19 protein-coding genes are annotated in these 23,332 nt (G+C 40.4%); 14 read left to right on the plus strand and 5 right to left on the minus strand.

Annotated elements, in window-relative coordinates:
* Positions 1-101 precede the first annotated feature (101 nt).
* Complete coding sequence (locus L5B71_RS00455) at positions 102-293, minus strand: hypothetical protein (protein ID WP_265756332.1); 192 nt, start codon at positions 291-293, stop codon at positions 102-104.
* Positions 294-414: 121 nt separating this feature from the next.
* Between L5B71_RS00455 and L5B71_RS00460 the strand changes: the two genes are divergently transcribed.
* The 10 genes from L5B71_RS00460 to L5B71_RS00505 all read left to right on the plus strand — a co-directional run bounded on the left by L5B71_RS00460 (position 415) and on the right by L5B71_RS00505 (position 13,293).
* On the plus strand, positions 415-783 hold the full coding sequence (locus L5B71_RS00460; RefSeq protein WP_265756335.1) for a helix-turn-helix domain-containing protein: 369 nt from the start codon (positions 415-417) through the stop codon (positions 781-783).
* Positions 784-949: 166 nt separating this feature from the next.
* Positions 950-3,136, plus strand: a complete 2,187-nt coding sequence (gene uvrD / locus L5B71_RS00465) for a DNA helicase II (protein WP_265756337.1) — start codon at positions 950-952, stop codon at positions 3,134-3,136.
* A 316-nt stretch (positions 3,137-3,452) separates the two neighbouring features.
* Positions 3,453-5,213, plus strand: a complete 1,761-nt coding sequence (ggt, locus tag L5B71_RS00470) for a gamma-glutamyltransferase (protein WP_265756338.1) — start codon at positions 3,453-3,455, stop codon at positions 5,211-5,213.
* A 252-nt stretch (positions 5,214-5,465) separates the two neighbouring features.
* Positions 5,466-7,106: an ABC transporter substrate-binding protein gene (locus L5B71_RS00475; protein WP_265756340.1), complete on the plus strand. Its 1,641-nt coding sequence runs from the start codon at positions 5,466-5,468 to the stop codon at positions 7,104-7,106.
* 76 nt (positions 7,107-7,182) lie between these two features.
* Positions 7,183-8,103 (plus strand): oligopeptide ABC transporter permease OppB, encoded by a 921-nt coding sequence (gene oppB, locus L5B71_RS00480; protein ID WP_265756341.1) that lies wholly within the window; start codon positions 7,183-7,185, stop codon positions 8,101-8,103.
* 13 nt (positions 8,104-8,116) lie between these two features.
* Positions 8,117-9,028 carry an oligopeptide ABC transporter permease OppC gene (oppC, locus tag L5B71_RS00485; protein ID WP_265756343.1) on the plus strand — a complete coding sequence of 304 codons (912 nt, stop codon included), beginning with the start codon at positions 8,117-8,119 and terminating at the stop codon, positions 9,026-9,028.
* Between the two features lie 9 nt (positions 9,029-9,037).
* Complete coding sequence (locus tag L5B71_RS00490; protein WP_265756344.1) at positions 9,038-10,027, plus strand: ABC transporter ATP-binding protein; 990 nt, start codon at positions 9,038-9,040, stop codon at positions 10,025-10,027.
* Between the two features lies 1 nt (position 10,028).
* Complete coding sequence (oppF, locus tag L5B71_RS00495) at positions 10,029-11,006, plus strand: murein tripeptide/oligopeptide ABC transporter ATP binding protein OppF (protein ID WP_265756347.1); 978 nt, start codon at positions 10,029-10,031, stop codon at positions 11,004-11,006.
* 125 nt (positions 11,007-11,131) lie between these two features.
* Complete coding sequence (locus L5B71_RS00500; protein ID WP_265756348.1) at positions 11,132-12,241, plus strand: metallophosphoesterase; 1,110 nt, start codon at positions 11,132-11,134, stop codon at positions 12,239-12,241.
* A 2-nt stretch (positions 12,242-12,243) separates the two neighbouring features.
* Positions 12,244-13,293: an ABC transporter substrate-binding protein gene (locus L5B71_RS00505; protein ID WP_265757755.1), complete on the plus strand. Its 1,050-nt coding sequence runs from the start codon at positions 12,244-12,246 to the stop codon at positions 13,291-13,293.
* Between the two features lie 46 nt (positions 13,294-13,339).
* Here the strand turns inward: L5B71_RS00505 and metC are convergent, their stop codons facing one another.
* Positions 13,340-14,533 carry a cystathionine beta-lyase gene (metC, locus tag L5B71_RS00510; protein ID WP_265756349.1) on the minus strand — a complete coding sequence of 398 codons (1,194 nt, stop codon included), beginning with the start codon at positions 14,531-14,533 and terminating at the stop codon, positions 13,340-13,342.
* Positions 14,534-14,690: 157 nt separating this feature from the next.
* Between metC and L5B71_RS00515 the strand changes: the two genes are divergently transcribed.
* From L5B71_RS00515 to L5B71_RS00530, 4 genes are all read left to right on the plus strand, one after another.
* Positions 14,691-15,293, plus strand: a complete 603-nt coding sequence (locus L5B71_RS00515; RefSeq protein ID WP_265756351.1) for a peroxiredoxin C — start codon at positions 14,691-14,693, stop codon at positions 15,291-15,293.
* A gap of 381 nt (positions 15,294-15,674) precedes the next feature.
* A complete protein-coding gene (gene purR / locus L5B71_RS00520) occupies positions 15,675-16,679 on the plus strand; it encodes an HTH-type transcriptional repressor PurR (RefSeq protein WP_265756353.1) in 1,005 nt (334 codons plus the stop codon).
* Between the two features lie 230 nt (positions 16,680-16,909).
* Positions 16,910-19,549, plus strand: a complete 2,640-nt coding sequence (gene ppc / locus L5B71_RS00525; protein ID WP_265756354.1) for a phosphoenolpyruvate carboxylase — start codon at positions 16,910-16,912, stop codon at positions 19,547-19,549.
* A 148-nt stretch (positions 19,550-19,697) separates the two neighbouring features.
* Entirely contained in the window at positions 19,698-19,913 is a 216-nt protein-coding gene (locus L5B71_RS00530; RefSeq protein ID WP_265756356.1) for a YgjV family protein, read from the plus strand.
* Positions 19,914-20,007: 94 nt separating this feature from the next.
* Here the strand turns inward: L5B71_RS00530 and argH are convergent, their stop codons facing one another.
* The 3 genes from argH to argC form a co-directional block, all read right to left on the minus strand.
* On the minus strand, positions 20,008-21,381 hold the full coding sequence (gene argH, locus L5B71_RS00535; protein ID WP_265756357.1) for an argininosuccinate lyase: 1,374 nt from the start codon (positions 21,379-21,381) through the stop codon (positions 20,008-20,010).
* A gap of 84 nt (positions 21,382-21,465) precedes the next feature.
* The gene (gene argB, locus L5B71_RS00540) at positions 21,466-22,239 is read right to left on the minus strand and encodes an acetylglutamate kinase (RefSeq protein ID WP_265756358.1); all 774 of its coding nucleotides are present in this window, start codon (positions 22,237-22,239) and stop codon (positions 21,466-21,468) included.
* Between the two features lie 12 nt (positions 22,240-22,251).
* Positions 22,252-23,259, minus strand: a complete 1,008-nt coding sequence (gene argC, locus L5B71_RS00545; RefSeq protein WP_265756359.1) for an N-acetyl-gamma-glutamyl-phosphate reductase — start codon at positions 23,257-23,259, stop codon at positions 22,252-22,254.
* Positions 23,260-23,332 lie beyond the last annotated feature (73 nt).

Consider the following 23,332-nt stretch of genomic DNA (forward strand, 5'->3'; position numbering starts at 1 on the left):
GTATTCAGATTTGTCTTGATTGAGCGTATCAACTCTTCCAAAGAAAATAAGCGTTTCTCTTTATGGTGAAAGGGAAACGCTTATTTACGACTAATGGATTTTTAGTATTTAGAACCTAAAGCCTTACCCACAGCGTCTGAAGCTTTGCTACTTGCTTCCATTTGTGCTCTTTGTACCGCGCTATCTTTAGCGGATTTTCCAATATTGCCTAATTCCTTTTGTAATTCCGCACAGCCTACGAGTGAGGTTGATACGATAGCCATTGCAGCAAAAAATAATTTGTTTAATTTCATATTAATATCCTTCTAAATAAAAATAGTGATGAATGTTTAAGAGATTTCTTAAACTGTTATAGTTTAATATTAAACTAAATTGGTTTACAAGAGATTTTTTCAATCGGTCATAATTCATCAAATGAAAATACCGAATGAAAAAGAAAAATTTAGTGAAAGATTAAAACTGGCACTTGCAACAAAATATTCTAACACATTGAAAAATAGTGAAATTGCAACAAAATTTAATCTTCAACACCCAAATGAGCCAGTTACACAGCAAGCGGTTTACAAATGGTTAAACGGCTTGGCGATCCCTTCGTTGGATAAAATTGACACCTTAGCAAATTGGTTAAATGTGAAACCAATTTGGTTGAGATATGGCATATCTGAAAGCACCCAAATAGATACGATGAATGAAACCTTAGTCGAGTTGATTTCGTCCTTATCAGAAAAGCAAAAACGAGCAATTTTACAGCTTATTTTGGCATTTCAAACGGGAGATGAATAAGCGAACTTTTTCATCTTCTGATGTGAAATTTTGAGCTAGGAAGAAATCGTAATATTGTATTCTTAATTAAAGTGCTGTGAAAAAATCATAAAATTTCACCGCACTTCTTGCCTTTTAACAAAATCCCCCTATAATTTAACCTGTATAAAAAAACAGTGGTGATATGATGGATATTTCGGAATTACTTGATGGTTTAAACGATAAACAACGTGAAGCGGTGGCCGCACCTTTGGGCAATTATTTAGTGTTAGCCGGTGCAGGCAGTGGTAAAACGCGCGTGCTGACTTTTCGCATTGCTTGGTTGATTGCTGTGGAGCAAATTTCCGAAGGTAGCATAATGGCGGTAACCTTCACCAATAAAGCGGCAGCAGAAATGCGCCATCGCATTGAAGAAACGCTAGCAAAATATTCATCACAACGCGTAATGGGTATGTGGATCGGTACATTTCACAGCATTGCTCACCGCTTATTACGCGCTCATTATGCCGATGCTGGGCTACCGCAAGATTTTCAAATTTTAGACAGTGATGATCAACTACGCTTAGTTAAGCGCTTGATTAAACTGCACAATATTGACGAACAAGCCTATCCACCAAAGCAAGCGTGCTGGTATATCAACAATAAAAAAGAAGAAGGTTTACGCTCACATCAACTTGATGATGAAGGGGATATACAAGAACGCACTTGGATTAAAATTTATCAAATTTATCAAGATGCTTGTGATCGTGCTGGCTTGTTGGATTTTTCTGAACTATTGCTACGTGCGTATGAATTATGGCTGAAAAAACCGTTGATTTTGCAACGTTACCAGCAACGTTTTTCGCAAATTTTAGTCGATGAGTTTCAGGATACCAACAAAATTCAATATGCGTGGATCAAATTATTAGTAGGGGAAACGGGAAAAATAATGATCGTAGGTGATGACGATCAGTCTATTTATGGTTGGCGTGGTGCGCAAGTGGAAAATATTCACCGTTTCTTAGAAGATTTTCACAATGCGCAAACCATTCGTCTTGAGCAAAATTATCGCTCTACAGCCAATATTCTCAACAGCGCAAACTATTTGATCGCGAATAACAGCAACCGTCTTGGCAAGGATTTATGGACAGAAGGTGAGCAGGGCGATCCTGTGGGAATTTATGCCGCATTTAATGAAATTGACGAAGCACAGTTTGTGGCAAATCAAATCAAAATCTGGCTCGATAATGGTGGAAAACTAGATGATTGTGCCGTTTTATACCGTAGTAATAGCCAATCGCGTGTGATAGAAGAAGCCTTGATTCGCGCGCAAATTCCTTATCGCATTTATGGCGGATTACGCTTCTTTGAACGGCAAGAAATTAAAGATGCCTTAGCGTATTTACGTTTAATTGCTAATCGCTTTGATGATGCCGCCTTTGAGCGTGTTATTAACACGCCTGCTCGTGGTATTGGCGATCGCACCTTAGATGTTCTACGCCAATTAACGCGTGAACGACAAATCACCCTATGGCAAGCCATTCAAGTTGCCATTCAGGAAAATATGCTGGCAGGACGTGCAGCCACCGCCTTGTTACGCTTTACGGAATTAATCAATTCCTTACAGCAAGAAACAGCGGAAATGCCTTTGTTTGCGCAAACGGATTTTGTTATCAAACATTCAGGTTTATATGAAATGTATAAGCAAGAAAAAGGCGAGAAAGGCGAAGTGCGGATCGAAAACTTGGAGGAATTAGTTAACGCTACCCGAGAATTTATCAAGCCTGAAGAAGCCGAAGAAATGACAGACTTAATGGCATTTCTTACCCACGCATCTTTAGAAGCAGGGGAGGAGCAAGCATCACCACATCAATCCAGCGTGCAAATGATGACCTTGCATTCTGCCAAAGGACTAGAGTTTGCCCGTGTTTTTATGGTGGGCGTGGAAGATGGGGTATTCCCGAGTTTCCGTTCCTTTGAAGAACCGGGGCGTTTAGAAGAAGAACGCCGTTTAGCTTATGTGGGCATCACCCGAGCTAAGCAAAAACTTACCATTAGCTATGCAGAAAGCCGCCGTTTATATGGCAAAGAAGAGCGTCATATCCCTTCGCGTTTTATTGAAGAATTGCCGAAAGATTGCATTCAAGAAGTGCGTTTACGTGGCACGGTTACCCGCGCCTATAACCGTGCCGCTGTGGGATCACTAAATATGCATAAATCGAGCAACGATAGCGAATGGCGAATGGGGCAAAAAGTCAAACACGCCAAATTTGGTAATGGCACAATTATTAACGTGGAAGGCGAAGACAACAACACACGCCTACAAATCGCTTTCCAAGGCGAGGGCATCAAATGGCTCATTGCCGCGTTGGCGAAGTTAGAAAAACTATCCTGAGCTTAAATTAAAAAATTAAGCGAAAAAGCACCGCACTTTGGTTTTAGGTGTACTCTGTTTTATGGGTATTCTTATGAGTAAAATTAAAAGTGCGGTGCTTTTTTTATGTGAATTTGATCTTAAAATATAATCAGTAAATGATTGAGGAATTGTTATCTTTTTGTTAAAAATAGAAATGCTTGAAAAAACTTGTGAAGTTTTTCTAGCTGAAAGAACTTACTTATTTTCTGTTTTAATGAGTGATTATTGAACAGATAAATGTCCATTAATCAAATAGATATCTATAAATTATAACTATCAGGAAGGTAACAACATTATGCATTTTCGTAAATCTCTTATCGCTGCATTGTTAGCGATTCCTTTTTCTTTATCTATGGTTTCTTTGCCGGCATATTCCACAGAGGCAACGCAACAATCTATCTTAGCAGCTCAACGTTATGATCAGAGTAAGGATATTTTCCACCCTGTATATGCCAAAAATGGAATGGTTGCAACAGAGCAACATTTAGCAACGCAAGTTGGCTTGGATATTTTACGTCAAGGTGGTAATGCCATTGATGCGGCGGTTGCGGTAGGCTTTGCTTTGGCCGTAGTCTTGCCAAATGCAGGGAATATCGGCGGCGGTGGCTTTATGGTGCTACACGATGCCAAAACTGGCGAAAATATTACCATTGATTTTAGAGAAATGGCGCCACAAAAAGCGCATCGCGATATGTATTTAGATGAAAAAGGTGAACTAGTAGATGGTAAATCTTTATTTACTCATTCCGCTGTGGGTGTACCAGGAACGGTTGCGGGTTTACTGCTAGCATTAGAAAAATGGGGAACCTTATCTCGTGAGCAAGTGATTGCGCCAGCAATTAAATTAGCTGAGCAGGGTTTTGTGATTAGTCCAACGTTAGCGGCAACCTTAGAAATTGAGAAAGAGAACTTAGCAAAGTGGCAAAGCACGAAAGCAATCTTTTTTAATCAAGAGCAGCCACTTACCTTTGGTGATAAGTTAGTTCAACAAGATTTAGCAAATTCGTTACGCCTTATTGCCAAAGAAGGAAAATCTGCTTTTTATGAAGGTGAAATTGCACAAAAAATCGTGCAAGAAATGGAAAAGCACGGCGGTTTAATTAGCCTTGATGATCTCAAAAATTATAAAGCGGTAATTCGTAAGCCAATTGTGGGAGAATATCGCGGTTATAAAGTGGTAACAATGCCACCGCCAAGTTCTGGTGGGGTACATCTGGTTCAGTTGCTGAATATTTTATCGCATTATCCAATGAAAGAATTTGGCTTTAATAGTGCTAAATCTATTCATCACTATGCTGAAGCGATGAAATTGGCTTATGCAGATCGTGCGACTTATCTCGGTGATCCTGATTTTGTTAAAGTACCAGTAGCTGGCATTACGTCAAAGGCTTATGCTGATGAGTTGGTGAAAAAAATTAATCCAGAAAAATCAATGCCAGCAACCGAGATCAAAGAAGGCAATCCAATCCCTTATGAAAGTGATCAAACAACCCATTATTCAATTATGGATAAGGAAGGAAATGCAGTAGCTGTAACTTATACGCTCAATCTTAATTTTGGCTCAGGCATTGTGGCGGAAGGAACAGGGATTTTATTAAATAATGAAATGGATGATTTTTCGGCAAAACCTGGCGTACCTAACGCATTTGGTTTGATTGGTGGTGATGCAAACGCAATTGAAGCAGGAAAACGCCCATTATCTTCAATGACACCAACTATCCTATTAAAAGACGGTAAGCCTTGGTTAGTTACAGGCACACCGGGCGGGGCGAGAATTATCACAACCGTATTACAAAGTATTACGAATGTGATTGATTATGGAATGAATCCTGCTGAAGCTATTACTGTTCCGCGTGTTCATCACCAATGGCAACCTGATCAGCTACGCGTTGAAGAAGGCATTAGCCCAGATACTATTGAACTGCTTAAACAAAAAGGTTACGATGTGGTTACAAAAGCGACAATGGGGCGTGAACAAGTTGTTCAAGTAACAGAGGGCGGATTTTACGGTGCTTCAGATCCGCGTAATCCAGATGGTGCGGCGATGGGATATTAACCCCTTTATAATTTAACCGATGAAGCTGATTTCATTATGAAGTCAGCTTTTTTTATATTCGATTAGTGCAGTATTTCTCCCAATAAAAACACAAGTGCGGTGTTTTTTTGTCTATTTTTTGTAAATCAAATGCGGTGATTAGCAAAAGAGAGAAAAAATTCCTGATGGTTTCGCAATTTCTTATTTACAACCTTAGAAAATTCCTTTATTAATGAATACTACTTTATAACGATAATCTAAGAGGAAAAAAAAATGCACACATCATTCAAAAAAACACTTTTATCTACCGTTTTGGGTTTATCCCTTTCAGTAAGTTCGGTAATGGCAGCTCAAGTGCCAGAAGGTACACAGTTGGCGGAGAAACAAGAATTAACGTGGAATATCAGTACTAATCCTGCAACCTTAGATCCTCAAAAAATGGAAGGGGATGTTGAAGGAAATTATGCACGTCAATTATTTGAAACCTTAGTTATCTCTGATGCCAAAGGGCATATTATTCCAGGGGCGGCCAGTTCTTGGGAACATAGTGACGACTTTAAAACTTGGACATTCCACCTTCGTCCTGAAGCAAAATGGTCAAATGGCGATCCTGTTGTGGCAGGGGATTTCGTTTATGCGTGGCAACGTTTGGCCGATCCTAAAACAGCAGCGCCTTATGCGAATTTCTTAGAATTTGTTAAATTGAAAAATGCGGATCAAGTTACCGCAGGTAAACTTCCTGTTACTGATCTTGGCGTTGAAGCCAAAGATGATCATACGTTAGTGTTACATTTAACGGAATCTGTTCCTTATGTGGATAAATTGGTTGAACATTATGTGTTAGCGCCAGTAAATAAAAAAGTGGTAGAGCAATTTGGTGATAACTGGACGAAACCAGGTAATCTCGTGGGTAACGGGGCATTTGTGTTGAAATCTGCGGTGGTGAATGAAAAAGCCGTGTTAGCGCGTAATCCGAATTATTGGGACAACGCACACACTGTATTGGATAAAGTAGTATTGTTACCAATCGAATCTTCATCAACAGATGTTGCGCGTTATCGTGCAGGCGATGAAGATATGACAGGGAAAGAAATTCCGATCGAATTATATGGTAAAGTGAAAAAAGAGTTAGGTGATGAGCTTTATCACGCACCGTTGCTTTGTACTTATCTTTATGAGATCAATACAGCGAAAGCACCGTTTGATAATCCAAAAGTGCGTAGAGCGTTGTCTTTAGCCTTAGAACGTGAAATTCTAACCGATAAAGTGCTACAGCAAGGGCAAAAACCTGCTTACATTTTCACCCCGCCATTTATCAATGGTGCAGAGAAAATGACTACCCCTGAATGGGCAAATTGGACGCAAGATCAGCGTAATCAAGAAGCGCTTAAATTGTTAAAAGAAGCGGGCTTTGATCAATCTCACCCGTTAAATTTCAAATTGTTATATAACACGTCCGATAACCATAAAAAGTTAGCGAGTGCTGCCCAATCTATTTGGAAGAAAAATTTACAAGGTGTGGTGAATATCACCTTGGAAAATCAAGAGTGGAAAACCTACTTAGATACGCGTCATCAAGGCAACTTTGATGTGGCGCGTGCAGGTTGGTGTGCGGATTATAATGAAGCAAGCACCTTCTTGAACTATTATTTATCCAATAGTGCGAATAACACCGCATTCTATAAAAATCCAGCTTATGATGCTTTGATTAATTCTTCTTTCAAAGCGCAAACTGATGCAGAGCGTGCAGAAGTGTATGCCAAAGCAGAAGGATTATTAGATGCGGATACCGCAATGGTGCCAGTTTATCATTATGTTCAACCGCGTTTAATTAAACCTTGGGTGAAAGGCTTTGCTTATTCACACCCAGCACAAAACTATTATTTAAAAGACGTTTATATCATTAAACATTAATCTTTTTTACCCGCACTTTTGGCATTTTAAGGAAAGTGCGGGTGTTTTTTTCTAAATTTTTTGTGGGAATAATTTTATGCTTAAATTAATTTTTCGCCGTATTTTAGAGGCGATCCCAACCTTATTTATTTTAATCACCGTTTCTTTTTTTATGATGCGACTTGCCCCGGGGAGTCCATTTTCTAGTGAAAAAAATTATCCACCAGAAGTCATCGCTAATATTGAAGCAAAATACCATTTGAATGAACCATTAATGGTGCAATACGGCATTTACTTGAAAGATTTGGCGCACGGTGATTTTGGGCCTTCATTCAAATATAAAGATTACAGCGTAAACCAACTTGTCGCGCAATCTTTCCCTGTATCGTTAAAATTAGGGTTTTCTGCCTTTTTAATTGCCTTAGTATGCGGGATTTCCGCAGGTGTTATTGCCGCGTTAAAACAAAATAAGTGGCTAGATTATTTAATAATGACTTTTGCGATGACTGGGGTTGTTGTTCCGAGTTTTGTGGTTGCCCCGTTGTTGGTACTGATTTTTTCCATTACCTTAAAATGGCTGCCGTCAGGCGGTTGGGAAGGCGGGCAGCTGACCAATATGATTTTACCAATGATTGCCCTTTCTCTTTCGTATATTGCTAGCATTGCACGGATTATGCGTAGCTCAATGATCGAAGTCTTGCATTCTAATTTTATTCGCACGGCGAAAGCAAAAGGGCTACCAATGTCGCGAATTATTTTGAAACACGCGTTACGCCCAGCGTTATTGCCTGTTATTTCTTATATGGGGCCGGCTTTTGTGGGAATTATTACCGGCTCAATGGTGATTGAAAGTATTTTCGTGCTACCGGGAATCGGGCAGCTTTTCGTGAATGGTGCGCTAAATCGCGATTATTCCTTAGTGTTAAGTTTAACTATTTTGGTTGGCACATTAACCATTGTGTTCAATGCCATTGTAGATATTCTTTATGCCGTGATTGACCCGAAAATTCGTTATTAATGGAGTGCAGACAATGATAAAAACAAAAGAAAATCAAGCACTAATGGAAAAATTGGGGGAGCAATTAGATAAAGTCGAAGGGCGCAGTTTATGGCAAGATGCCAGACGCCGTTTTTTCCGCAATAAAGCGGCGGTGGTGAGCCTTTTCGTGTTGTTTCTCATTTTGCTTTTTGTAACCTTTGCACCAATGTTGATGCCCTTTAGCTATGATGATACAGATTGGGTAATGATGTCTTCACCACCAGATTTTGACTCAATGCACTATTTAGGCACAGACAGCTTAGGGCGCGATCTTCTGGTTCGCCTTGCCATTGGTGGACGTATCTCCTTATTAGTCGGCATTGCAGGAGCGTTTATCGCCGTTTTAGTTGGCACACTTTATGGAGCAACCGCAGGCTATGTGGGCGGCAAAACTGATGCGATTTTAATGCGTATTTTAGAGATCTTATATTCTTTCCCGTTTATGTTCTTTGTGATCCTATTGGTCACCTTCTTTGGGCAAAACATTTTGCTTATTTTCGTGGCAATCGGAATGGTGTCTTGGCTGGATATGGCGCGTATTGTGCGTGGTCAAACCCTAAGCCTTAAGCGTAAAGAATTTATTGAGGCTGCCATTGTATGTGGGGTTTCGCCACGTCAAATTGTATGGCGACACATTGTGCCGAACGTGCTAGGTGTTGTGGTGGTTTATGCTTCTTTACTCGTGCCGGGAATGATCTTGTTTGAGTCTTTTTTAAGTTTCTTAGGATTAGGTACCCAAGAACCGCTTAGTAGCTGGGGCGCTTTATTAAATGATGGGGCAAAATCAATGGAAGCCACACCGTGGTTGCTTATTTTCCCTGCATTATTTCTTGTGATAACCCTATTTTGTTTTAATTTTATTGGTGATGGCTTGCGTGATGCGCTTGATCCGAAAGATCGATAAGGTGAGAAAATGAAAAACGAAAAACACCCTCTCCTTGATGTTCAAGATTTAAGAGTAACTTTCAAAACGCCAGACGGCGAGGTTACGGCGGTTAATAATTTAACTTTTACCCTCAACGCGGGGGAAACCCTAGGTATTGTAGGGGAGTCTGGCTCAGGCAAGTCGCAAACCGCGTTTGCCTTAATGGGATTATTGGCGGATAACGGTAGAACCTCAGGCTCAGCCCGTTTTAATGGCGAAGAGATTTTAGGTTTATCGCCATCACAATTAAACCGCCTAAGAGCGGAGCAAATTGCGATGATTTTCCAAGATCCAATGACATCGCTTAATCCATATATGAAAATTGGTGAACAGCTCACGGAAGTGCTGGTGTTACATAAAGGTTATGATTACAAACAAGCCTTTGAAGAATCCGTGAAAATGTTAGATGCGGTGAAAATGCCGGAAGCACGCAAGCGAATGGCAATGTATCCGCACGAATTTTCTGGTGGTATGCGTCAGCGTGTGATGATCGCAATGGCATTATTATGTCGTCCAAAATTATTGATTGCTGATGAACCAACCACGGCCTTAGATGTAACCGTTCAAGCACAGATTATGACCCTATTAAATGAGTTAAAGCGCGAGTTTAATACGGCAATTATTATGATTACGCACGATCTTGGCGTGGTGGCAGGTAGCTGCGATCAGGTGCTGGTGATGTATGCGGGAAGAACGATGGAATATGGCTCAGCAAAAGACATTTTCTATCAGCCAACTCACCCTTATTCCATTGGTTTGATCAACGCCGTGCCACGTTTAGATTCTGAAGAAGATAAACTCTTAACTATTCCCGGTAATCCACCCAATTTATTGCATTTGCCAACAGGCTGTCCGTTTAGCCCACGTTGCCAATTTGCAACGGAACAATGCCAAAGCAGTCCACCATTGGAACAATTTGCGCCAAACCGCTTGCGTGCTTGTTTTATTCAGCCAAGCCAGCTGTTAAGGGGAAATTAAGATGAAAAAATTATTATTAGAAGTTGAAGATCTGAGTGTACATTTCAAAGTGCAAAGCAACGAAGGTCTTTTATTTAAGAAAAAACAAACCTTACACGCGGTAAACCACGTTTCCTTTAAATTATATGAAGGGGAAACCTTGGGCGTGGTAGGAGAGTCTGGCTGCGGAAAATCCACCCTTGCTCGTGCAATTATCGGCTTAGTCAAATCTGCAGGCGGTAATATTTTATGGCTAGGTAAAGATCTCAGCCAGCAATCTGAAAAGCAGTGGCACGACACACGCAAAGATATTCAAATGATTTTCCAAGATCCCTTGGCATCACTCAATCCACGAATGACCATTGGAAATATTATTGCTGAACCACTGAAAATTTATTTTCCGCATTTATCGGCACAAGAAGTCAAAGATCGCGTGCAAGCAATGATGTTAAAAGTGGGCTTATTGCCAAATTTGATCAACCGTTATCCGCACGAGTTTTCAGGGGGACAGTGCCAACGTATTGGTATTGCGCGAGCCTTGATCATTGAGCCAAAACTGATTATTTGTGATGAGCCAGTTTCAGCCCTTGATGTATCCATTCAAGCGCAGGTGGTAAACTTGCTCAAATCATTGCAGAAAGAAATGGGATTATCGCTGATTTTTATTGCACACGATTTGGCGGTGGTGAAACATATTTCTGATCGCGTGTTGGTGATGTATTTGGGCAATGCAGTGGAGCTTGGCACTTATGATAAGGTGTACCACGAAACCAAGCACCCTTATACCAAAGCCCTGATGTCAGCCGTGCCAATTCCAGATCCTGATTTGGAACGGGGTAAAAAAATTCAGTTGCTAGAAGGAGATCTCCCTTCGCCAATCAATCCGCCATCTGGCTGTGTATTCCGTACTCGTTGCCCTGTTGCAGACACGGAATGCACCTTAACCAAACCTCGTCTGGAAGGTATTGAACAGCATTTAGTGGCCTGTTTTAAGATTTAACTTATTGTGGGATATATGGCATTATATCCCATAGTTTTATGGCTAATAGTTTATTGGCTTTTTTAGTACTGAAGTTTAAAGTGGTGAAACATACCGCTCTTATATAGTTTAAAGGAAAGTAGAAGTTGGAAATGCGTCATTATTTTGTTTTCGCAATTTGTTTCGTCTTATTGCAGCTCTTTATTTTTATTTTTAACCGAACCCTATCGTGGTTGTACTTCAGCTCTAAAAATACGGGATTGCCACGTTTTATCCGTTTGTTAAGCTACCTTGTGATAAATGCTATTGTGTTACTTACACTTTTGCGTATTTACCCAATGTTTCGTTTCAGTGCCTTTATTCTCGCATTTTTATTATTCGCCAGCTTTTCCAGTTTTGTATGCGTAGTAATTTATTTTATTTTTAGAAAACGGAGCATTAAGCAAAAATTACAGCGCACTTTAGCTTGGCTTTATCCAATTGGTTTAGCCAGTTTGATTGGTTTGAGTGTGTATAACGCTTACACACCACAGGTTATTCATTATGAAATTACCTTAGATAAACCTTTTAAACCATTACGTATTGGAATGGCGAGTGATTTTCATCTTGGGCGTTTATTTGGCGGTAAGCAGTTAGATAAACTGGCTGAAATAATGAATGCACAAAAGGTGGATATTATTTTGCTCCCAGGTGATATTATGGACGATAATATTCGTGCTTATGTCGCAGAAAAAATGCAGCCACATCTTGCTAAACTGCGTGCCCCCCTTGGGGTTTATGCCACTTTAGGCAACCACGATTTCTTTGGTCAGCAACAGGCGATTGCCAAAGAAATTCGCAAGGCAGGCATTACGGTTCTAATGGATCAAGCGGTGGAAGTGGATAATCGTTTTGTACTGATTGGACGCAACGATGATTTATTTAAAGCACGACCAAAAACTCAGCAAATTTTAACCGCACTTGATAAAACAAAAAGGGAGTTACCTGTTTTTCTGTTAGATCATCGTCCAACAGAAATTATGGAACATTCTACCTTGCCGATTGATATTCAGGTTTCAGGCCATGCGCATAAAGGGCAAGTGTTTCCTGCAAATTTGATCACAAAAGTGCTATACCGTTTAGATTATGGTTATGAAAAAATTGGTAATGGCCATTTTTTCGTAACTTCAGGTTATGGATTTTGGGGTATTCCAATGCGCTTGGGATCGCAATCGGAAGTGTTTATTATTGATGTGAAAGGGAAAGGAAAGGAGTGATGATGAACTTTCTAAATAAAAATTTAAGCAAAATTTACACCGCACTTTGTTTAGGTTCGGCGACTTTATTTTCTAATGTTGTTCACGCAGAAGGTAAGTTAACGATATATTGCAGTGTGCAAAGTACAACTTGCGAGAAAATCACTCAAGCGTTTAGTAAAAAATATGATGTGCAAACCCAATTTGTGCGTAACAGCACGGGGGCAACCTTATCCAAGTTAAAAGCGGAACAAAATAATCCGCAAGCGGACGTGTGGTATGGCGGCACAATCGAATTGCATTATCAGGCGGCAGATCTTGGCTTGCTTAGCCCGTATCGCTCACCCAAACAAGCAGAAACAATGCCACAATTTAAAGCATTGTTGGATAAAAAAGGCGATCTGACCTCTATTTTATATATGCTTGTACTCGGCTTTGGCGTGAATACGGAAAAATTTGCAGAGTTAGGCATTAAAGAGTATCCAAAATGCTGGAAAGATTTGCTCGATCCACGCTTAAAAGGACAAATTCAAGTGCCTGACCCACAACTTTCTGGCACAACTTATACGGCAATCATTACACTCATTGAGCTTTTAGGCGAAGAAAAAGCTTTTGAATATTTGAAACAGTTAGATGCTAATGTGTCGCAATATATGAAAAGTAATCAAGTGACCAGCAACCTAGCTCGTGGTGAAAGTGCCGTGAGCGTGGGATTTGTCCATAGCTATGCGACTGAGAAAGAAAATGGTGCGCCAGTAGAGGCAATTTTGCCTTGCGAGGGCGATAGTTATTCTCTTGGTGGATTGAGCATTATTAAAGGGACAAGAAACTTAGATAACGCAAAATTATTTGTGGATTGGGCGTTATCTAAAGAAGCACAAGAAATTCCTTGGAGAGAAGCTGGGGTGTATCAAATTCCAACCAATGTGAATGCCGAAGCTTCGCCGAAATCAGTTGATCCAAAAACGTTAAAATTGATCGATATTGACTTTGACCGCTTTGGTTCAGCGGAAGAGGGTAAGCGTTTAGTGAATAAATGGGTGCAAGAAATTAAACTGAAAAAAGAAAATTAATTTTTAGTCAAAAAACGACCCCACTTTTTAGGTGGGGTCTGTATTTTTAGCCTTTCAAGCGTTCAAAGCCCGCTTTCAGATCAGTGATTAAATCTTCAACTTCTTCAAAACCAATATGTACACGAATTAATGTGCCGGTGAGCTTGCGTGCAATATTTGGGCGAATTTTAGCGATTTCTTCTGGTTGGTTATAGAGGATTAAAGATTCAAACCCACCCCAAGAATAGGCCATTGAAAAGAGTTCAAAATGATCCATAAAATGTTCTAATTGTGCTTGGGTTAATTTTTCTTTTAGCTCAAAAGAGAACAAACCACTTGCGCCTGTGAAATCACGCTTAAAGTTTTCGTGTCCCGGACAGCTTGGCAAGGCAGGGTGATAAACCGCGTTGACTTCAGGTTGTTGAGCCAACCATTGCGCCACTTTTAAACTATTTTCTTGATGTTGTTTAAGGCGAACCGCTAAGGTACGAATACCGCGCGCAGTTATATAAGCCGTATCCGCATCTACCATTTGACCCATTAAATAAGAATGTTCGCGTAATTTATCCCAACAACGGGCGTTAGACACTGCGGTCCCAATCATTGCATCGGAATGACCAACCAAATATTTCGTGCCAGCTTGGATAGAAATATCAATACCGTGTTCCAACGCCTTGAACAACACGCCCGCTGCCCAAGTATTATCAATCATAATCACCACCTCAGGATTCACCGAACGCACGGCTTTGACAATCGCAGGAATATCTGGTACTTCCATCGTGAGTGAGCTTGGTGATTCTAAAAACACCACTTTGGTATTAGGCTGCATTAAATTAGCGATCTCGGCACCCATAAGCGGATCATAATAAGTGGTACTCACGCCCATTTTTTGCAAAATCACATTGCAGAATACTTGAGTTGGCTCATAAGCTGCGCCAGTCATTAAAATATGATCGCCTGTTGTCACAAAAGAAAGAATGGCATTGGTTACTGCCGCTGCACCACAAGGATAAAGATAACAACCAGCACCGCCTTCTAATTCACACATTAAATCCTGCAAGGCAAAATGCGTGAGTGTGCCGCGGCGGCCGTAATATAACGCTCCTTTTGTGAGATTTTTGCTTGCTTCTTTTTTATCAGCAAGACTATCAAAAACTAATGAGGAGGCGCGTTGAATAACAGGATTGACGCTGCCTTGCGTCATTCTCTTTTTACGTCCTGCGTGGACAAAAGTGGTATTTGATGTGGTATTTGCTTTCATAAATTTTCCTTACTTTTATTAAATTTAGATAAAAATAATCAATGTAATAGATAAAAACAGCTATTCAAGAGCGGTGCTTTTCTTTAGAATATTCGCCGATTTACGCTTATTGTTGTTTAAGCATATCTATCATCAATTTTTATAGGAGATTTGTACTATGGTATTAGTAACTCGTCAAGCACCAGATTTTACTGCATCAGCAGTATTAGGCAACGGTGAAATCGTTGATAACTTTAACTTAAAAGACCACATCAAAGGTAAACCAGCAGTTATTTTCTTCTGGCCTTTAGACTTCACTTTCGTATGTCCTTCAGAAATTATCGCATTTGACAAACGTTATCAAGAATTTAAAAAACGCGGTGTTGAAGTGATTGGTGTCTCTATTGACTCTCAATTCACTCACAATGCGTGGCGTAAAACTTCTGTTGATGAAGGTGGTATTGGCGAAGTTCAATTCGCAATGGTTGCTGACGTGAAACACGATATTGCGCAAGCATACGGTATCGAGCACCCAGAAGCTGGTGTTGCACTTCGTGCTTCATTCTTAATCGACAAAGATGGCGTAGTTCGTCACCAAGTTGTAAACGATCTTCCACTTGGTCGTAACATTGACGAAATGATCCGTATGGTTGATGCGTTACAATTCCACGAAGAGCACGGTGAAGTTTGCCCAGCTCAATGGGAAAAAGGTAAAGAAGGTATGACTGGCAGCCCAGAAGGTGTTGCAAAATACTTAAAACAAAACGCAGATAAACTTTAATTTTCTATTTAGTTTGATTTTTATTTAGGAACACAATAAACCCTATATTCTCAGGATTTATTTTCTAGTATCTAAATACCTAGTAAAAAAGCTAAGTCTGTTAAACTTAGCTTTTTTATCGTATGATTAAAAAATAGATGAGGCAAGTGTTAGAATCACACCTAAAGATAACACTACCATCATCATTGCATAGCCAAATGTACCCATAATTTACTCCTAAAAAGTTACCTAAACTAGCCACCATTATAATAGCAAAATTGCAAGAAAAGCAAAATTTCTCAAACAAACGAAAAAAGCAGTGATAAAGCATAAATTTTTTTTGCAATAAACCTTAACAATTCTATTCTGCCCTTTATAATAGCCGAAATTTTTGGAGGAACTATGGCAACGATTAAAGATGTGGCAAAAATGGCAGGCGTGTCCACTACAACGGTATCTCATGTAATAAATAAAACGCGTTTTGTGGCGCCGGAAACGGAAAAACAAGTGCGAGATGCCATTCATGCACTTAATTATTCACCGAGTGCCGTGGCTAGAAGCTTGAAAATAAATACTACAAAGTCTATTGGAATGATTGTTACCACCAGTGAAGCCCCTTATTTTGCGGAAATTATTCACGCGGTGGAAGAACATTGCTATCGCCAAGGCTATTCTTTATTTTTATGTAATACGCAAAATGAACCTGAAAAAATTAAAAATCATTTGGAAATGTTAGCCAAAAAACGCGTAGACGGTGTCTTGGTAATGTGTGCAGAATACACACAAGATTCCCTTGATTTATTGGCAAATTTTACAGATATTCCAATGGTGGTAATGGATTGGGGCCCGAATAATCAAAATACCGATATTATTCAAGATAACAGCTTTGAAGGCGGTTATATGGCAACCAAATATCTTATTGATAATGGACATAAAGCCATTGGTATTATCGCTGGAGAGCTAATTAAAACCACTGCCAAGACACGCTATGAAGGCTTTGTTAAAGCCATGAAAGAAGCCAACTTACCAATCAATCCTGATTGGGTGATGGAAGGTTTTTTTGAGCCTGAAGACGGTTACGAATGTATGAATAAAATCTTAAGGCAAGATGAATTGCCAACGGCCGTGTTTTGCTGTAATGATGTGATGGCATTAGGCGCAATTTCGGCAATTGGGGAAAAAGGCTTGAAAGTGCCTGATGATATTTCCATTATTGGCTATGATAATATTCACGCCTCACGTTTTTATTCACCACCGCTCACTACGATACATCAATCAAAATCGCGTTTAGGGGCACAAGCGGTAAATTTACTGTTTCAGCGTATCAGTGACAAATCTGGTCAGCATGAAATTATTGAAATGCACCCTGAATTGGTGATTCGTCGCTCAGTGAAAAAGCTTAGTTAAGTAAATCGCTATTTGTACTGAATGCCCGTGATCAATCCGGGCAATTTTTTAAACATCATTTTAACAAATCTATAACTTCATTAAATTTTCACTAAAAAAAGTGCAAAAATTTACAAAAAAACACCGCTCTTTTGATTTATATTATTTTTTATCTTTTAAATAATTGACCTTTCTCCCTATTTTTGATTATATCTAGATAATAAAATGAATTGATTTTTTATGAGGTTATTATGATTCAACAATACACAACACTGCGTAATAATATAAATATGCTTGGGCATTTTTTAGGCGAAACTATTAGTGATGCACAAGGTAGTGACATTCTTGATTTAATTGAGAATATTCGGGTTTTATCAAGAAATTCTCGTGCTGGTGATGAAAAAGCTCGCGAGCAACTACTCGAAATTCTTGCCACCATTTCAGATGAAAATATCATTCCTGTTGCACGTGCTTTTAGCCATTTTTTAAACCTCACCAATATTGCAGAGCAGTATCAAACTATCTCCCGCCAGCATATTGATCAAGCGTCTTCAGCACGTACTTTAGAGGCGTTATTTCAACGCTTAAAAGCACAAAATCTACCAACAGAAAAAGTGCTAGAAACGGTACAAAAATTGATTATTGAATTAGTGCTAACCGCACACCCAACAGAAGTAACACGTCGTTCACTTGGACATAAACATGTAGAGATTAACCGTTGTTTAAGTCGCTTAGAGCATGATGATCTTACTGAAGCTGAAACAACTAAACTTAAACGTCGTTTAATGCAGTTGATTGCATTAGCCTGGCATACCAATGAGATTCGTACTCAGCGTCCAACTCCAGTTGATGAGGCGAAGGCTGGTATGGCTGTAATTGAAAATAGTTTATGGAAAGCCGTGCCTGAGTTTTGTCGATTATTTAATCTTCATTTAGAGAAGAATTTTGCAGTACAGTTACCCGTCGATCTTGCTCCTGTTCGTTTCTCTTCTTGGATGGGGGGGGATCGTGATGGTAACCCATTTGTTACAGCACAAACTACTCGACAAGTGCTGTTGATGAATCGTTGGAAAGCAGCACAATTATTTTTGGAAGATATTAAATTATTAGCAGATGAGCTTTCTGTTATTCAATGCACAGCAGAATTTCGTGAGAAATATGGCGAGCACTTAGAACCTTATCGCTTTGTTGTGAAAGAGTTGCGCAGTAAGTTAAGCAAGACGGTAGCTTATTATGGTGATTTATTAGAAGGGCGAGTATTATCGATTGAAAAGCAAGAACTTTTGATAGATGATGAACAACTATGGGAACCGCTTTATGATTGTTACCAGTCATTACATCAATGTGGAATGCGGATTATTGCTAATGGTGCACTATTAGATTGCTTACGTCGTATCCGTTGCTTTGGTTTATCCCTTTCTCGCCTTGATATTCGCCAAGAAAGTACCCGTCATAGCGATGCCATTGCGGAAATCACGCGCTATATTGGTTTAGGTGATTATTCGCAATGGACGGAAGATGACAAACAAGCCTTCTTAATTCGTGAATTAAGCTCACGCCGCCCATTGTTACCGCGTAATTGGCAACCTTCAGCAGAAACACAAGAAGTGCTAGATACCTGTAAAGTGATTGCAGAACAGCCAGAGGGGGTGATTTCTTGCTACATTATTTCAATGGCGCGCACCGCTTCTGACGTACTTGCCGTGCATTTACTCTTGAAAGAAGCGGGGGTGCCTTACCACTTGCCTGTTGTACCCCTGTTTGAAACCCTTGATGACTTAGATGCGTCCGAAGACGTAATGCGTCAATTATTCAATATTGGCTGGTATCGTGGTGTGATTGACAACAAACAAATGGTGATGATCGGCTATTCTGACAGTGCGAAAGATGCTGGAATGATGGCGGCCTCTTGGGCGCAATATCGTGCACAAGAACAGCTAGTGAATTTGTGTGAACAACTTGGTATTGAACTCACCTTATTCCACGGTCGTGGTGGCACAATTGGACGTGGTGGTGCTCCAGCACACGCCGCGTTACTTTCCCAACCACCACGCTCATTGAAAAACGGCTTGCGTGTCACCGAACAAGGGGAAATGATCCGCTTTAAACTGGGCTTGTCAGCGGTGGCTGTGGGCAGTTTAGATCTTTACGCTAGTGCGATTTTAGAAGCCAATTTATTACCACCACCAGAGCCAAAAACCGCGTGGCGTGAAGTGATGGATGAGCTTTCTACCAAGTCTTGTGAAATTTACCGTGGCGTGGTGCGTGGCGATAAGGATTTCGTGCCTTATTTCCGTTCTGCAACGCCAGAACAAGAGCTGTCAAAATTGCCATTGGGTTCACGCCCTGCAAAACGTAATCCAAATGGTGGGGTGGAAAGTTTGCGTGCCATTCCTTGGATTTTCGCGTGGATGCAAAACCGTTTAATGCTTCCAGCTTGGCTTGGTGCAGGTGCTTCTGTGCGTTTAGCTATTGAGCAAGGTAAAGGTGATGTGATCGAAGAAATGTGTAAACAATGGCCGTTCTTCTCCACGCGTATCGGAATGTTGGAAATGGTATTCAGTAAAACGGATACTTGGCTTTCAGAACATTACGATCAGCACCTTGTGAAACCTGAATTGTGGTACTTAGGGCAATCATTACGCGAACAATTAAAAGCGGATATTCAAACAATTCTGTCTTTATCGCACGAAGATCAATTAATGTCTGATCTTCCTTGGATTGCCGAATCTATCGCACTGCGTAATATTTACACCGACCCACTTAACTTATTACAAGTGGAATTATTACGCCGCTTACGTGAAAACCCTGAAAATCCAAATCCAGATGTTGAGCAAGCCTTGATGATCACCATCACGGGTATTGCAGCAGGAATGCGTAATACAGGTTAGTTTTCCTTGTAACATTGTTAAAAGGGATAGAAAAGTGCGGTAAAAAAGGCCGCACTTTTTTTAAAATCATTTACTTAACCTTATGGATTGAGTAATATGTGCGCCCTTTTAATAACAAAAATAAGTGAAATGAAGAATGGATTTATTTATGGATACTGTTGGTTATTTTGGTACGGCTCTTGTTGTGCTTTCCTTTATGACCAATTCGCTTTTTAAGTTACGTTTACTCAATGCTATTGGGGCATTTTTTGTAACTATTTATGCAATTTATACTCACGCAATTCCAGTGGTTTTGTTGGACGGTTTTATTGTTATAATTAACGTGATCCAGTTATGGCGAAATAGAAAAAATACACAAAGCTAGGCTATGCAAAGCTAGACTATAGTTTGTTAAATTAACCCAAATAAAGAAAAGGGGCAGAAATTATGATCTGCCCCTTTCATTTTAAAAAATCAAATTATTTCAACCGCTCTTTTGCTTCAGCAATGGCTTCAGCAACACGCAATGGAGACACCCCGCCTTTGGCGCAGCGTTTGTCTAAGCAAGATTGCAACGATAGGATTTCATACACATCATCGCTAATTACATCGCTGAATTGGCGGAACTCTTCTAAGTGGAGATCTTCTAAGCCTTTGTGCACGCTGATAGCATATACCACCGTTTCGCCTACAATATGGTGAGAATCGCGGAATGGAACGCCTTTGGCTACTAAATAATCGGCTAGCTCGGTCGCATTTGAGTAACCTTTTAATGCCGCTTCACGAGTGCGCTCAACGTTCACTTTAATATCATCTAACACGAACGTTGCCATATCCAAGCAGTCTTGCCAAGTATCCAAAGCATCAAAAATGCCTTCTTTATCTTCTTGCATATCTTTGTTATAAGCGAGTGGCAAGCCTTTTACCGTCATCAACATTCCGGTTAGCGCACCCATTACACGGCCAGCTTTACCACGAATGAGTTCACAAGCATCAGGGTTTTTCTTCTGTGGCATTAAGGATGAACCAGAAGTAACGCGGTCAGAAAGCTCCACGAAATCGGCTTCACCGCTGTTGAAGATAATCATATCTTCTGCAAAACGTGAAAGGTGAGCCATACTTAACGAAGCGGTGGAAAGCAATTCGATAATGTGATCACGGTCGGAAACGCTGTCTAAGCTGTTACGGGTTGCCATTGCAAAGCCAAGATCTTGCGCTAATTGCTCACGATCGATAGCATAAGCCGTGCCAGCTAACGCTCCGCTCCCCAAAGGGCAAGTATTCATTCGATGATAAGCGTCTGTCAGACGAGAATAATCGCGTTCAAGCATTTCCACATAAGCCATACACCAGTGAGCAAAGGTGATTGGTTGTGCACGTTGCAAATGAGTATAACCCGGCATTACGGCGTGCTGATTATTTTCTGCGGTTTCTACTAATTTGCTCTGCAAAGCACGAATAGAATATTGCAACTCTGTTACTCGTTGTTTGCACCACATTTTGATGTCTAGTGCCACTTGGTCGTTACGGCTACGCCCTGTGTGCAATTTTTTACCTAGATTTCCCACTTTGTTGATGAGCTTACTTTCAACCCAGCTGTGAATGTCCTCAGCGTCATCTTGTAAAATTCCTTGCAAATTTGACCGCACTTCAATTAATAGTTCGTTTAAGGCACGCTCTAATTGTTGTTGTTCTTGTGGACTTAATACGCCAACGCTGACCAAGGCTTTTGACCAGCCGATTGAGCCTTCAATATCCTGTTCTGCAAGGCGATAGTCAAAGCGTAGTGAATCGTTAAAATCTTTAAAACGTTTATCTGCGGCTTGTGTGAAACGCCCACCCCAAAGTGCCATAGTTTATCCTTATCTTTCTGATTTTTATGATTAAAAAATGTAGAGGCGAACCCAAATGTTCGCCCATATCAAATTACTTTACGTTTAAGGTAAAATTCTGGTGCCGATTATCTCACCTGCAAAAAGTGCGGTCAATTTTTCTGGATATTTCCAGTTGGCAATATCCACGCCCGTATTAAGCATTTTTGCTGCATCTAAGGCGGCATTGACCTTCACGATCATACCGTCTGTAATTACACCTTGTTGAATAAGCTGTTGAATTTGTTTGCTATCAAGCTGTGGCAGGCGCTGTTTATTCGCATCTAAAACACCATCAACATCAGAAAGCATCACTAGCTCGCCACCAATTAATGTGGCAACCGCGGTAGCTGCTTGATCTGCATTCACGTTCATCAAATTCCCTTGATCGTCCACCGCAATGGAGCTAATAATCGGTAAAAAAGCTTCACTCAACAATGTATGCAAAAGTTTCGGATTATTTGGCGTAACATTGGCAACATGGCCAAGTTCTTCATCAAAGACTTGCGCAGTGGTGAGCTTGCCATCGGCCAAACAAAGCCCCACAGGGTTGAGATTAAACTTTGCCGCTTGCGCCACTAAAGTTTTATTGGCAATGCCTGCAAGCGCGCCTACGATAATATCAATTTGATCCGCAGGCGTTACTCTCAAACCATTTTTCTTTTGTACAGGTAATGCAAGACGTTGCATTAATTCATCTACCACGCAACCGCCACCGTGTACGATGAGCAAAGGGCGGTCGAAATTTTGCTGATAATTTGCTAATGCGGTAAACAGATTTTCCATTGCTTGTGGGGTATCTAACAGTACACCGCCTAATTTAATTACTAAAGGTTTCATTCTTTTCTTCCGCTAAATTAATCCTAAGGTTTCCACAAAACCATAACGAATATTGGCACATTGCACCGCTTGTGCTGCCGCGCCTTTAAGTAGATTATCTTCAGCACCAACAATGATAATGTGATCATTTTTCACCGCAAAACCGATGTCGCAATAAGGTGTGAACTCCACCGCTTTAATGCTTGGCAAGCCTTGTTCATAGACACGCACAAGAGGGCGATGCGCGTAATATTGCTGATAGGCTTCACGAATTTTCTGTTCGTCCACGCCGTCTTTCAATTTGGCGGTAATGGTGGCTAAAATACCCCGTTTAAAGTTGCCTAAGTGCGGAGTAAAAATCACTTCTGTGCCTAAATGGGTGGCAATTTCAGGTTGATGACGATGGGTAAATACGCCATAAGCATTCAGGCTGACTTCGCAAAAACTATTCGTGAGCGAGGCTTTACGTCCTGCACCGCTTACCCCACTTACTGCATTAATAATCGGTAACTGATTGAGAGCTAATAAATTATTTTCAATTAATGGCTTTAAGCTGAGCTGCGAAACCGTTGGATAGCAACCTGCCACCCCCACTAAATCCGTTTGTGCAATGGCACGGTCATTCCATTCTGCTAAACCATAAACCGCTTTTTCTAATAATTCAGGATAGCGATGTTCAAAACCATAATATTGTGGATAAAATTCTGCATTATTTACCCGAAATGCACCAGATAAATCAAATACTTTACATTGATTTTGTAAGAAAATTGGCGCAAGATCGTGGCTAACTTCGTGTGCTGTGGCTAAAAAGACCAGATCGTTCTGCTGGGCAAGTGCGGTTAAATTTTCATCTAAAGGTTGTAAGGGTAAATCAACAAGCTGCTTCAGTTGCGGATAAATGTCGGAAATAGATTTATGTGCATCTTGGCTTTGGGCAGAAACATATAATCCATTGAGCTGAAATGTGGGATGTAAAGTGAGGATACGAGCCAGTTCAGCCCCCGTATAGCCACTTGCCCCAATAATAATGGCTTTTTGCATAGAACACCTTATAGATAATAATACAATACACTGATTAGTTATGCTATTATTGTGCATAATTAATCATAAATCA

The sequence above is a fragment of the Avibacterium sp. 21-586 genome, from assembly GCF_026226775.1.
In the GTDB taxonomy this organism is placed as follows: domain Bacteria; phylum Pseudomonadota; class Gammaproteobacteria; order Enterobacterales; family Pasteurellaceae; genus Avibacterium.